Annotated in this window: 9 protein-coding genes; 2 read left to right on the top strand and 7 right to left on the bottom strand. The window is 69.1% G+C overall.

The genetic code is table 11. The features are described from left to right. Positions 1–132: 132 nt before the first annotated feature. On the top strand, positions 133–2,973 hold the full coding sequence (locus AC5JJ2_RS09700) for a serine/threonine-protein kinase (RefSeq protein WP_495857781.1): 2,841 nt from the start codon (positions 133–135) through the stop codon (positions 2,971–2,973). A 296-nt stretch (positions 2,974–3,269) separates the two neighbouring features. After that, entirely contained in the window at positions 3,270–4,532 is a 1,263-nt protein-coding gene (locus tag AC5JJ2_RS09695) for a DUF1501 domain-containing protein (protein ID WP_495857780.1), read from the top strand. A gap of 63 nt (positions 4,533–4,595) precedes the next feature. Here the strand turns inward: AC5JJ2_RS09695 and AC5JJ2_RS09690 are convergent, their stop codons facing one another. The 7 genes from AC5JJ2_RS09690 to miaB form a co-directional block, all read right to left on the bottom strand. Next, on the bottom strand, positions 4,596–5,186 hold the full coding sequence (locus AC5JJ2_RS09690) for an LOG family protein (protein WP_495857779.1): 591 nt from the start codon (positions 5,184–5,186) through the stop codon (positions 4,596–4,598). Next, on the bottom strand, positions 5,183–5,596 hold the full coding sequence (locus tag AC5JJ2_RS09685; RefSeq protein ID WP_495857778.1) for a hypothetical protein: 414 nt from the start codon (positions 5,594–5,596) through the stop codon (positions 5,183–5,185). The genes AC5JJ2_RS09690 and AC5JJ2_RS09685 overlap by 4 nt, the downstream gene beginning before the upstream one ends. Before the next feature lie 459 nt (positions 5,597–6,055). Next, positions 6,056–9,202, bottom strand: coding sequence for a bifunctional [glutamate--ammonia ligase]-adenylyl-L-tyrosine phosphorylase/[glutamate--ammonia-ligase] adenylyltransferase (glnE, locus tag AC5JJ2_RS09680; RefSeq protein ID WP_495857777.1), 3,147 nt, complete (start codon positions 9,200–9,202; stop codon positions 6,056–6,058). Further along, entirely contained in the window at positions 9,199–9,588 is a 390-nt protein-coding gene (locus tag AC5JJ2_RS09675; protein ID WP_495857776.1) for a hypothetical protein, read from the bottom strand. Before AC5JJ2_RS09675 ends, glnE begins: the two co-directional genes overlap by 4 nt. Position 9,589: 1 nt before the next feature. Beyond that, positions 9,590–10,570 (bottom strand): hypothetical protein, encoded by a 981-nt coding sequence (locus AC5JJ2_RS09670; RefSeq protein WP_495857775.1) that lies wholly within the window; start codon positions 10,568–10,570, stop codon positions 9,590–9,592. 10 nt (positions 10,571–10,580) lie between these two features. Further along, positions 10,581–10,874 (bottom strand): hypothetical protein, encoded by a 294-nt coding sequence (locus AC5JJ2_RS09665; protein ID WP_495857774.1) that lies wholly within the window; start codon positions 10,872–10,874, stop codon positions 10,581–10,583. Positions 10,875–10,975: 101 nt separating this feature from the next. Further along, positions 10,976–12,430: a tRNA (N6-isopentenyl adenosine(37)-C2)-methylthiotransferase MiaB gene (gene miaB, locus AC5JJ2_RS09660; protein WP_495857773.1), complete on the bottom strand. Its 1,455-nt coding sequence runs from the start codon at positions 12,428–12,430 to the stop codon at positions 10,976–10,978. Between the last annotated feature and the right edge of the window lie 67 nt (positions 12,431–12,497).

The following is a 12,497-nucleotide window of genomic DNA, read 5'->3' as shown; positions in this document are numbered from 1 at the left end:
TTGATTCCGCCCGACCGCGCGACTAATTTGATCGGAAGTCGGTTCGGACGACCTCCTTTCCGTCGCCCCGTCGTGTGCTAGACTTCATTCTTCCCCACCGCCCACCGTGTCTCGCCCTCTGGAACGGCACTGATGCACCAGACACCCCCGCCGGACGCCGACCGGACGATGACGGCCACGGCCGACCAGCAGAAGCACACCGCCACCCTGTCCCTCGCCCCGCCGTTCCCGGCCGGGTACGAGAACCTCGGCGAGATCGGCCGCGGCGGCATGGGCGTCGTCTACCGCGCCCGCGACCTCGCCCTGGACCGGGAGATCGCCGTCAAGGTGTTGCTGGACGACTTCCCGGCCGAGAGCCTGGCCGCCCACCGGTTCCTGGAAGAGGCCCGGATCACGGCCCAGCTCCAGCACCCCGGCATCCCGGCCGTCCACCAGGTCGGGATGCTCGGCCGCGGCCGGCCGTACCTCGCCATGAAGCTCATCCGCGGGCTGACGCTCGACGTGATGCTCAAGAAGGGCGGCGTCAACCCGCTGTCCGTGTTCGAGGCGATCGCCCAGGCGGTGGCCTACGCCCACAGCCGCGGCGTCATCCACCGCGACCTGAAGCCGCAGAACGTCATGGTCGGGGCGTTCGGCGAGGTCCAGATCATGGACTGGGGGCTGGCGAAGGTGCTGCACGCGCCGAGCGGGTCGAAGCCGGTCATCGACGTGCCGGTGACGGCCGAGCACCGCATCCTGAACGTCCGGTCGTCGGACTCGCAGACGCAGCAGGGCGAGTTCATGGGGACGCCGGCGTACATGGCCCCGGAGCAGGCCGTCGGCGCGACGGACAAGATCGACGAGCGGTCCGACGTGTTCGGCCTCGGCGGCATCCTGTGCGCCATGCTCACCGGCCGGCCGCCGTTCAGCGGCGGGGACGCGGAATCGACCCGGCTGCTCGCCGCCCAGGGGAAGGTCGAGGACGCCTACGCCCGGCTCGACGCGTGCAAGGCCGAGCCGGACGTGGTCGCGCTGGCGAAGCGGTGCCTGGCCGTCACCAAGGCCGACCGGCCGGCGGACGCCGGGGAGGTGGCGCGGGCCATCGCCGAGTTGCGGACGGCGGCCGAGGAGCGTGCCCGCAAGGCCGAGATGGAGCAGGTCGCCGCCGCCGCCCGCCGCCGGGTCCTGTCGCGGGCGTCCGTCGTCGTGTTCGCCGCCCTCGCCGTCGGCGGGTGCGCGGCCGTGTTGCAAGCGATCCGCGCGACGAACGCCGAGCGGGAGACGGCCCACCAGCTGGTCCTGACGAAGGACGCCGAGGCCGCCGCCCGCGCCGGGGAGGAGAAGGCCCGGCACGCCGCGGCGGAGGCCAAGACCTCCGCCGCGAAGGCGCGGGAGGCGGAGGAGGTCGCGAAGAAGTCCGAGGCCGAGGCCGTGCGGCTGGCCGCGGTGGCGAAGAAGTCCGAGGCCGAGGCGAAGGACGCCGAGCAGAAGGCGCGGGCGGCGGAGGCGGACGCGAAGTCGTCCGCCGAGACGGCCCGGCTGGCGCAGGAGGAATCGAAGGCCGCGGAACTGAAGGCGAAGGCCGCGGAGGCCGACGCGACGGCGTCCGCGGCGACGGCCCGCGCCCGCGAACTGGCCGAGAAGGCCGCGAAGGAGGAAGCCATCCGCCAGGAGCGGACGGCCACGGCCGTCCTGTTCTTCCTCCAGGACCTGCTCGCCCCGGCCAGCGCCGACGGCGTCCTCGGCCGGGACAAGCTGCCGGACCCGAAGATCACGCTCAAGGAGTCGCTCGACCGGGCGGCGAACGACATCGAGGTCCTGTTGACCGGCCAGCCGCTCGTCGAGGCGGCCATCCGGAACACCATCGGCCAGGCGTACATGGAACTCGGCGCGGTGTCCGAGGCCCGGCAGAACTACGACCGGGCGCTGGCCCTGTTCGAGCGGCACGGGGCGGCCGACCACCCGGTCGCGCTGTCCGTCCTGCACAACCTCGGGTTCCACTACCGGGCCGTCCGCGGGGGCGAGGCGGAGTCCGAGGCGTACTACCGCCGGGCGCTGGCCGGCCGCGAGAAGCGGATGGGGCCGGACCACCCGGACACGCTCCGGACCGCCAGCTCCCTGGCCAGCATGTACGACACGCAGGGCCGGTACGAGCTGGCCGAGCCGCTCTACCGCCGGGCGCTGGACGGCCGGGAGAAGACGGCCGGGGCGGACCACGCGGACACGCTGAAGCTGGCGAACAACCTCGGCTACCTGTACTTGCTGATGGGCCGGCCGGACCGGGCCGAGCCGCTGCTCGTGCGGGCGCTGCGGGGCAAGGAGCGGTCGCTGCCGCCAGACCACCCGTCGCTGCTGTCGAGCGCCAACAACGTCGCCGCCGCCTACGCCGCCCTCGGCAAGCACGAGGAGGCGGAGGCCCGGTTCCAGTGGGTACTGGAGAAGCGGGAGAAGGTGCTCGGCCCGGCGCACCCGCACACGCTCCTGACCGTCCACGGGCTGGCCGCGGCGTACCGCGACCGGGGGAAGCACGCGGACGCCGAGGAGCTGTTCCGGCGGGCGGTCCGGGACCGCGAGGCGCTGCACGGCGCGGCCCACGAGGAGACGCTGGAGAGCGTCGTCGGGCTGGCGAAGCTGTACGACGCGGCGGCCCGGCCGAAGGACGCGGAGCCGCTGTGGCGGAAGGCCGTGGCCGGGTACGCGCAACTGCGGCCGGCCTCGTGGGAGGGGCCGGACGCGCGGTCCCGGCTGGGGGCGACGCTGGTGGCGCTGAAGCGGCCGGCCGACGCGGAGGCGGAGCTGACGGCCGCGTTCGAGGAACTGTCGGGGCGGGAGGCGACGCTCCCCCGCCACCTGCGGGACGCGACCTTGCGGGCGGCGGCGGCCCGCGCCATCGACGGCTTCACGGCGCTGAAGAAGGACGCCGACGTGACGGCTTGGCGGGCGAAGCTCGCCGCCATCCACGACCTCGCCCCGCCGCCGCGGGAGGCGAAGTAGCCGCGACCCCACGTGGCGGTGGGGAGCGCGGCGGCCAGACTTCCGAAGTCCGGCTTCGACTTCGGAAGTCGAGGGGAACGAGGGGCGTCTGCCCACCGCGCGAACGCCGCGGCGCGGGATCGACTTCCGAAGTCGAAGCCGGACTTCGGAAGTCTGGGTTTTCTCCCGCTTTGTCCCCGGTCCCTCCGCACCACGTCGGGTGTCGCGGCTAGACGATCCTCTCATTCCTGTTTCCTCGCCGCCCGCCGTCGCGTTACACTGGAGCTTCCCCGCCCCTCCCTTCCCGGAGGCCGACCGTGCTCACCTTCTTCGGCTCCCGCGACCCCCGCCGCCCTTCGCGGCGCGACATCCTCCGCGTCGGCACGCTCGCCCTCGGCGGCCTCACGCTCCCGCAGCTGCTCCGGGCCGCGACCCCTGCCCGGCCGAAGGCCGTCATCCTCGTCTGGCTCCGCGGCGGGCCGAGCCACATCGACAGCTACGACATGAAGCCGGACGCCCCGCCGGAAATCCGCGGCGAGTTCCGGCAGACCGCTACCAACGTCCCCGGCATTCAGATTTGCGACCTGATGCCGCGGCAGACGAAGATCATGGACAAGCTCGCGATCGTTCGCGGGATCAAGTCCGCGGACATCGGCGACCACACGCCGCACTACATCCTCACCGGGTTCCCGGACCGCGGCAAGCGGCCCGTCTTCGGCTCCGTCGTCAGCCGGCTGCAACCGCGCGCCGACGGGATGCCGCCCTACGTCAGCCTCATGTACGAGCCGCCGAAGCTGTACGACACGGAAGGCCCGACGTACCTCGGCAACGCCCACCGGCCGTTCGTCCCGAAGCGGGAGGGCCTCGCCAACCTCAGCCCGGCGAAGGGCGTCTCGCTCGACCAGATCGCCGACCGCCGCGGCCTGCTCAAGAAGTTCGACACGCTGAACCAGCAGGTCGAGTACAACGGCAACACGTCCGGCATCGACGCCTACACGCAACGCGCGATGGAGATGATCGTCTCGCCGAAGGTCCGCGACGCCTTCGACCTCCAGAAGGAAGGGCCGGCGGCGTTCGAGCGGTACGGGAAGTATTGCGAGAACCTGCTGCGGGCGCGGCGGGTCGTCGAGGCCGGCGTGTCGGTGGTGACGCTGAAACTCGGCGACTGGGACACGCACGAGCACAACTTCCGCGACATGCGGGAGCAGCTGCCGCAACTGGACCAGGGGCTGCACGCGCTGGTCACGGACCTGCACGACCGCGGGCTGGACAAGGACGTGGCCGTCGTGGTGTGGGGCGAGTTCGGCCGTGCCCCGCGGGTGTCGCGGATCGCCGGCCGCGACCATTGGCCGGACGCCGGGGCCGCGGTCATTGCCGGCGGCGGGTTCAAGGTCGGCCAGGTGATCGGCGAGACGGACGCGCACGCCGGCCAGTCGAAGGGCCGGCCGTACACGCCGGCGAACGTGCTGGCGACGCTGTACCGCCACCTCGGCATCGACCCGGCGAAGGCGTTCCCGGATCACAACGACCGGCCGATGCACGTCCTCGACGACCGCGAGTGCGTGAAGGAGTTGCTGTGAGATACGCGCCGGCACCGGGTTCCACCCCGGCGAACCGGGCCGCCGGGCACGGCCCCGCGGGTGCTACCGCCCGTCCGGCGCGACCCACTTCTCCGTCGGCGGCGGCGGCGTCCACGCCGCGAGCGCGTCCAGTAATTCGCCGATGCCTTCCCGCACGATCAGCAACTCGCGGTGCTTCGGCTTCAGCAGCCCCTCCTCGACGACGTGGTCGAGCCACGCGAGCAGCGGGGTGAAGAACCCGCCGACGTTCAACAGGCCGACCGGCTTGCGGTGGATGCCGAGTTGCGCCCACGTCAGGATCTCGAACAACTCGTCGCACGTCCCGAACCCGCCGGGCAGCGCGACGAACGCGTCCGCCCGGTCGGCCATCAGCGCCTTGCGGACGTGCATCGTGTCCACGACGATCAGCTCCGTCGCCTCCGAGAACGCGATCTCCTTCGCCGAGAGCATGACGGGAATCACGCCGACAACTCTTCCACCGGCGGCGACGGCGGCCGTGGCCACGTCGCCCATCAGCCCGACCCGGCCGCCGCCGTAGACGAGCGCGAGGTCCCGCCGGGCGAGTTCCGCCCCGAGGTCGCGGGCCGCGTGCGAATACAGGGGGTTCGTGCCGCGGGACGAGCCGCAGAACACGCCGACGGCTTGCATCGTCACGTCCCGGTCGCCTTGCGGAGGACGCCGGCCGTCGATTTGAGGATGCGTTGCCGCCGCCGCTTGACCGGCTCCTCGGCCTCGGCCTGCTTCTTCTTCAGGTCGTCGAGATTGGCCGTGCAGTGCGGGCAGCCGATCGTCTTCAGGTGGAACGTGATGTAGTCCTGCACGTCCGGGTCGAGGGCGTCGAGCAGGTAGCCGCCGAGCTGTTGGCGGGTCGGGCACGACAGCCGTTCCCGCCGCCAGATCGCGCCGACGGAGTGCTCGCCGCGGTCGAGGTCCTGGCGGACCTGGGTAAAGAGATCGCGGACGGCCGGCTGCTCGCGGAGGGCCTTCTCGACGAGCGGCAGCTCGTCGTCCGGCAGCGCCTCGTGGATGTAGTCGCGGAGCATCTCGCGGGTGATCGGCGGCATGGCGTGCGGACCGGCGGGGAAGCAATGCGGGGATTATAGCGGGAAGGGGCCGACTTCCGAAGTCCGGCTTCGACTTCGGAAGTCGAAGCCGGGCGCAAGGGCTACGGAAGGGCGGGTCATGGTTTTCAGCCCCCTCTTCGGGGCTTTCCCCGAAGGGGTAATAGGCCCGCCCTTCAGGGCGGGTGTGCGGTGGCGAGGATCCAAAGCCCCGTTCACGGGGCTTCTCGACGTTCCCGCTTTAGCGCCGGGACCGCCGGCGGCTCGGCGGCTGAAGCCGAACGCCGAGGACCCCGGTGAACCGGGGTCGGGGGTGGTTGGCCCCGCGTGACCCGCCCTGAAGGGCGGGCCTACTACCAATTCGGGGGAAGCCCCGAAGCGGGGCTGAAAACAGTGGCCGCGGACACCGCCACCGCGCGAATCGACTTCCGAAGTCGAAGCCGGACTTCGGAAGTCAGGGCCTCACCCCAACCCCTGGAACACCGTGTGAATCGCTGCCATCACGCGGTCCACCTCCGTGCGGAACCGCCCGCCCGCGGACTGCGGCCCCTTCGGCTCGAACCCCAGTCGGCGGGCCAGCTTCTCGCACTCGTCGGCCGCCTCCGGCAGCTCGATCAGCGGCCGGTCGGTCACGATCCGCAGCCGGGCCTCCACCGCCCGCAGGAACGAGTACCCCACGTTCAGTGTCAACGCGGTGTCAGTCGAGATCAGCTTCGCCGTCGCGAGCGCGTCGAGGGCGGCCCATACGTTGGGCTGCAAAATTTCCGGCCGGTGGCGGCCGTGCTCGAGTTGCAGCCACTGGACGAGGAACTCCACGTCCGTCAGCCCGCCGCGGCCGCGTTTGATGTTGCGCGGGCCGGCCTTCGCTTCCAGCTTCGCCCGCATCGCGCGAATCTCCGCCGCCCACGCCGGCTGCCACGCCGGGCCGAGCGCCGCCGCGCGGATCGCGGCCGTAAGCTGGTCCGTGAACTCCGGGCCTCCGCGGACGACCCGCGCCCGCGTCATCGCTTGGCGTTCCCAGAGCTGACAGCCGGCGTCCGCGAAGTACCGCTCGAACTCGGCGAGCGGCAGCACGAGGCTGCCGGACTTGCCGGTCGGCCGCAGCCGCATGTCCACGGCGTACAGCCGGCCCATCGGCCCGGCCCGACTCAGCGACTGGATCACCTTTTGAAGCAACTCCGTGAAGTAGTGCTGGTGCGTCGTCGTGCCGCCGGGTTCACCGTCCGGCCGTATCGTCGTGCCGTCCACTGAATAAAGCAGCAATAAATCGAGGTCGCTGTGGTAGCTGATCTCCCGGCCGCCGAGCTTGCCGAGGCCGACGATGGCGTACTGACAGTCCGGTGTCACCGCGCCGAGCTTCGCCCGGACTGTCGGCTCGACGAGGTCGCACACGGCCGTCAGCACGGTGTCCGCCAGGTCGCTGAGGGCGGCCGTCGTCTCGCGGATGGGCGTCTTGCCGAGCAGGTCGGCGACGCCGACGCGGAGCAACTCCTTGTCCTGGAAGCTGTGCAGGATCGGGTCCGGGTCGGTCGCGCCGCGGAGCAACTCGTTCAGCTCGTCCCGCAGTTCCCGCGCCGTCCGCGGCTGGTTCAGCACGAGGCTGTCGAGCAGTTCGTCTGCCATGCCGGGGTTGTTGATGAGCAGCCCCGAAAGGAACGGGCTGCCGGCGCACAGGTCCACGTACAGCTTCAGCGTCGCCGGGTTGAAGCTGAACAACTCGTACAGCACGGCCTTCGCGCCGAGCGAGGCGGTCACCTGTTCGAGGCTGTTCAGCGCCGCGTCCGGGTCCGGCGTCTCGGCGACGGCCCTTAGCAGTTGCGGCGCGATGCTGGCGAGGAAGTGCCGGCACCGGCGGTGCGACAGGAACCGGACCGACTCGTGCGCGAGTAGCGACAGGTTCTGGTACGCGGCCGGGATGTCGCGGAACGGATACCGACCCAACACCTCGCGGACGGTCGCGTCGTCCGGGCCGGGGTCGAGGATCAGGTCCGACTCCGGTTCGGCCTCGCCCTTCTGGTTCGCGAACGTCTGGTGCAGCAGGTGGTCGAGGATGACGCGGTCGCGGCTCGTCTTGTCGTGCAGGTCATTCAGGAACAGGTCGAGCGGCTCGATGAGCAGCGTCCGCGTCTGCAACAGCGGCCCGCTCGTCGCCTCGTCGAGCGGCGACCGCCGCTGGGCCGGGTACTGGGTACTCGGTACCGGGTACTCGGTGCCCGGCGGCGCGAGGTTGGCGTCGAGCCGTTGTTCCGCGTCTGAGGTCCGCGTTCCGAGGTCCGCGTTCCGAGTTTGTGAGTAGCCCATCCGGATGGCCAGCTTCGCCAACTCCGCCTCGCCCTCCGGCAGCCGGTGCGTCTGCATGTCGAAGAGGAGTTGCAGCCGGTGCTCCGTCTTCCGTAAGAACCGGTAGGCGTCGGCCAGGATGTACGTCTCGTTCCCGGTCAGGCAGCCGGCGATTTCCAGGCTTTCGAGGGCGAGCAGCGTGTTCCGCTGGCGGACGGCCGGCAGGTCGCCGCCGTTGAGCAGTTGCAGGAACTGCACGGTGTACTCGATGTCGCGGATGCCGCCGCGGCCGGCCTTCACGTCCCGGTCGGCGTCGCCGGACCGGGCGGCGCGGTGCTCCATCTGCCGCTTCAGCGCCTTCACCTCGTTGATCTCGGAGAAGCTGAAGTACTTGCGGTAGACGAACGGCTCGATGGCGGCGACGAACTCGCGGCCGAGGTCGAGGTCGCCGCCGCACGGCCGCAGCTTGATGAGCGCCTGCCGCTCCCACGTGCGGCCCATCACGTCGTAGTAGCTCCGCGTGCTGGCGAGCGTCCGCGCCAGCGGGCCGGTCTTACCCTCGGGCCGCAACCGGAGGTCGATGCGGTACGCGAACCCGCGGTCGGTGTGGCTCGACAGTAGCCGCAGCAGCTCGGTGACGACGCGGGCGAAGTAGTCGGCGTTCGGGACGACGCTGATCCGCTTGCCCGTCGTCTCGCCGTCCTCGTCGTAGACGAACATGAGGTCGAGGTCGGACGAGTAATTCAGCTCGTCGCCGCCGAGCTTACCGAACGCGAGGGCGGCGAGCCGCGCCGGTTCGCCCGCCGCCGTCGGCGTGCCGAACTTCCGCGAGACAGTTCGCATCGCAGTTTGCAACCCGACCTGAATCGAGGCATCCGCGACCCGCGCCAGGTCGCGGGTGATCTCTTCCAGTGGCCGGTCGCGGATGACATCGTTGATGCCGATGCGGAGCACTTGCAACTGCCGGAACTTTCGGAACGCGCGTAACAGGCTCGCGTCGTCCGCTGCGGCGTCGGTCATCGCGTGCAACTGGTGGACGAGTTCGAGCGTGGACGGGTTTCGGCCGGCCGGCTTCAGCACGACGTCGAGCGCTTCCGGGTACAGCACGAGCGTGTCGGCGAACAGTTGCGACGTGGCGAGAAGGTGGAGGAGGGTTTCGAGGCCGCCGCCGTCCGGGTCTAGGAGGGCCGGCAGGTGGTCGGCGGTCGCCGGCTGCGCGAGGAGGCGTTCGAGGTGGTTGGCCGCCATCGCCGGGTCGGCGGTCAGCGGCAAGAGGCGGGCGACTGCCGCGGCCCCGGCGGGGCCGAGTTGTGCGGCGAACACGGTCATGGCGTCCCGTCAGGGATGCGGACGTGGACGCCCCGCATCATCGCCCGCTGCACGGCCGCGATGACCTGTTGCGCCTTCTGCCGTGCTTCCTCCGCGAGCTTAACGTCCGCATCCGGCTGCTGCGCGAGCGCCGCCCGCTGTTCCACGATCGCCCGGCTGGCGGCGCTGGCCTGCTCGATGTGGTGCTTGATCTTCGACTCAAGGCCGATGAGCGGCGATCGTTCCTCGTCGGTCGCCGGGCGAATGTCCGGTGGGTCTGCGTGCTTGGGGAAGGTCGCGACAGCTTGCTTCACCAATTGGATCAGGTCGTCGAGCAACTGTGCATCCGGCTCGCCTTCGGCAGGTGTCAGTTGCAGGAGAAGGCCGACGGCAGAATCGTGCGGCATCTTACACCCCCGCCGGGACGAGGGCCGGAACGAACGGTTGCAAGTCGGCCAAGGTTAGCGGCTGGCCGCCACGCGAGACGTGATACTCGTTGAGGGCATTGAATACGTTGAGCGTTTCCTCGACGAGTCGTTGTTCGAGCGACTCTTGTTGAGACACACCGATGTAGAAGTTCGTAGGTGGTGTCGGAATAAGATCAGCAGGCCAACCAAGCGGCGGTCCATCACGCCAGAGGGGACCAAACACTTCCTGGGACACGGGTGTGTCGTTGGTCCACGCTTGCCATTCCGCTAGACTTTTCAATCTGTCGAACTCCTCACGCACTACTTTTTTACCTGACTCGTGGAGCAAGTTCCACGCATGTGCTAAAGCACCCCAAGCAAGATTGACTTGCCGTGGAGTATCTTCGGCGTATGCCGTGTTGATCGCTAATGCCGTCACAAATGCAATTTTGGATGCTCTCTCTCGACCTTCATTCAAGGCTCTAGTCGATACATGATGTGCGGCGTCAGCCGCGCCTAGACGGAAAATACCTGCAACTTCTGGGTCTCGAACTGCTTGATCGGCTGCTTTTGTCGCGGCCTTCAAGGAACTAAGGACTTCAGCTAGATAATCATCTGAAATGTCAGGCCAAGATTCCTGCAAGAGAGGTAAAACCCTGTTCGCACACCTGGCCGCAAACGCTACCCTTGCCCACCAAGGTAAATTCGCAACTTCCCCCTCAGTAGGCAACACGGGCGGATTCTGGTACGCATACCTAGCTGCACAATTCCCTTCCAGCGCGTCAATCGTGTCGTGAAACGCTTCTTCCGAATCGTCGTTGAATCCCGGCGTGCCCCGTGCGGCCTCTTCCATTCCGAGCAACTCGTCGCGAATTTGGTTCGTCAGCCGCCCTTCAGCCAACTCCACACGCACGAGGCGGTCCAACTCGCTCCACGGTTGGGGCGAGACGAGGGCCGAACGGAGTGCGTCGAGTGAAATCATGTTCGTGAACCTACGGGAGCTTCTCCCACAAGTCGCGAGTGTCGGCCAGCAGTTGTTGAAACTGGGCCAACGTCACGGGCCGCGACGGTTCGATCAAGCAATGCGGCGGACGGTCGGGGTTCGGCATCAACGCCGGGCCGAGAGCATCCGTGTCGATGGCGAACATCGCCTCGTTGTTTCCGATCCTCAGACTCCCTTGTACGAGCGAGGTCGATAACCCTTCGCCCGGCTTCACCAAGTCCGTGTCCGTTGCCGCGTCCACGTCCGGTCGCCCTGGACCCCCTTGCGGGCGAACGACGAGCATGTACCCACGCGTCCCCACCAGGGGTTTGCCGTCCGTGTCAACTTTCATGACTCGGTACAGTTTCACGGGCGACTCGCTTCATTCCCATCTTACCGTGGGCATCAAATTGTGTTTAGCCCGATCCGCCGCGGCTTCGCCGGCGGCGCGTCGCCGGTCACGCCGACCCGCTCGCCCGTCACCACGTCGCCGTAGAGCGTGAACGGACTCGCGTTCGCGATCCGCACCGGCACGAGCGCCCCGACCAACCGCTCCGGGCCGTCGAACACGACGCCATGGTCCGTCATCGTCCGGCCGAGCAACTGCCGTACCGGGCCGGTTTCCCGCTCGCCGTGGCGGCTCGGGCCTTCCACCAGCACCTCGGCCAGCTTGCCGACTTGCTCCTTGTGGTCGGCGTGGCTGTTCGCGTTCTGCACCGCCAGCAGGTCGTTGTTCCGCCGCTTCTTCACCTCCTCCGGCACGTCGTCCGGGAACCGCTCGGCCGCCTTCGTCCCCGGCCGCTCGCTGTATTTGAAGATGAACGAGTTCTTGAACCTCGCCTCGGCCACCAGGTCCATCGTCTTTTGGAAACTCGCCTCCGACTCGCCGCAGAACCCGACGATGAAGTCGCTCGTCACCGACACGCCGGGGACGCGCTCGCGGCAGCGGGCCAGCATGTCGCGGTACTCCGCGACCGTGTAGTTCCGCTTCATCCGCTTCAGCATCTCGTCGCACCCGGACTGGGCCGGGACGTGCAGGTACTTCACTACCTTCGGCAGCTCCCGCACCGCGTCGAGCAGGTCGTCGGTCATGTCCTTCGGGTAGTTCGTCACGAACCGGACGCGGTCGAGGCCGGGCGTGTCGTGCATCGCGGCGATGAGGTCGCTGAGCCGCGTGCGGCGGCCGTCGCCGTGGTCGAACGTGTAGCTGTTGACCGTCTGGCCGAGGAGCGTCACCTCCTTGCACCCCTGCTCGACGAGTTGCCGGACTTCCGCGAGGATGTGCTCCGGCCGGCGGCTCTGCTCCGGGCCGCGGGTGCTCGGCACGACGCAGTACGTGCAGAACTTGTCGCACCCGATCTGGATGCGGACGAACGCCTGGAACGGGGTCGGCCGCATCGACGGGTCGCGGGTCGGGTCGTAGCTCTCGAAGCTCGCTTCCACTTCATGTCGGCCGCCGTCCGCCCGGCCGAGGCTGAGCGCGAACTGCGGCTGCCGCGTCCGCTTCACCTCCTCGACGAGTTCCGGGATGCGGGCGAGTTGCCCCGTGCCGACGACGAGGTCCACGTAGGGGGCGCGGTCGCGGACGGCGTGCTGGTCCTTCTGGGCCATGCACCCGATGACGCCGACGACGACGCCGGGGTTGGCCCGCTTGTGCGGGGCGGCCCGGCCGAGGGCGGAGTACGTCTTCTCCTCCGCGTGCTCCCGGACGGAGCAGGTGTTGAACAAGAGCACGTCGGCGTCGGCGGCCGTGTCCGTGAGGTCGTACCCCTGCTTGCGGAGCGCCCCGACGACGAGCTCGCTGTCGAGGACGTTCATCTGGCAGCCGACGGTTTCGATGTAGACCTTCTTCGCGTTCATGGTTCGGGTGTCCGCTATCAACGGGGCCGAGGGGTGGGGAAGGAGTGAATTGTATCAAACCGCGTGC

The organism is Limnoglobus sp. (assembly GCF_059499385.1).
Note: the sequence above shows the minus strand (reverse complement) of the source record. Positions and strands in the feature narration are given on the sequence as shown.

Coding starts and splice junctions, on each gene's coding strand:
- AC5JJ2_RS09670 (WP_495857775.1), bottom strand. CDS start 10,570: ATGATTTCACTCGACGCACTCCGTTCGGCCCTCGTCTCGCCCCAACCG.
- AC5JJ2_RS09675 (WP_495857776.1), bottom strand. CDS start 9,588: ATGCCGCACGATTCTGCCGTCGGCCTTCTCCTGCAACTGACACCTGCC.
- glnE (WP_495857777.1), bottom strand. CDS start 9,202: ATGACCGTGTTCGCCGCACAACTCGGCCCCGCCGGGGCCGCGGCAGTC.
- AC5JJ2_RS09700 (WP_495857781.1), top strand. CDS start 133: ATGCACCAGACACCCCCGCCGGACGCCGACCGGACGATGACGGCCACG.
- miaB (WP_495857773.1), bottom strand. CDS start 12,430: ATGAACGCGAAGAAGGTCTACATCGAAACCGTCGGCTGCCAGATGAAC.
- AC5JJ2_RS09685 (WP_495857778.1), bottom strand. CDS start 5,596: ATGCCGCCGATCACCCGCGAGATGCTCCGCGACTACATCCACGAGGCG.
- AC5JJ2_RS09665 (WP_495857774.1), bottom strand. CDS start 10,874: ATGCTCGTCGTTCGCCCGCAAGGGGGTCCAGGGCGACCGGACGTGGAC.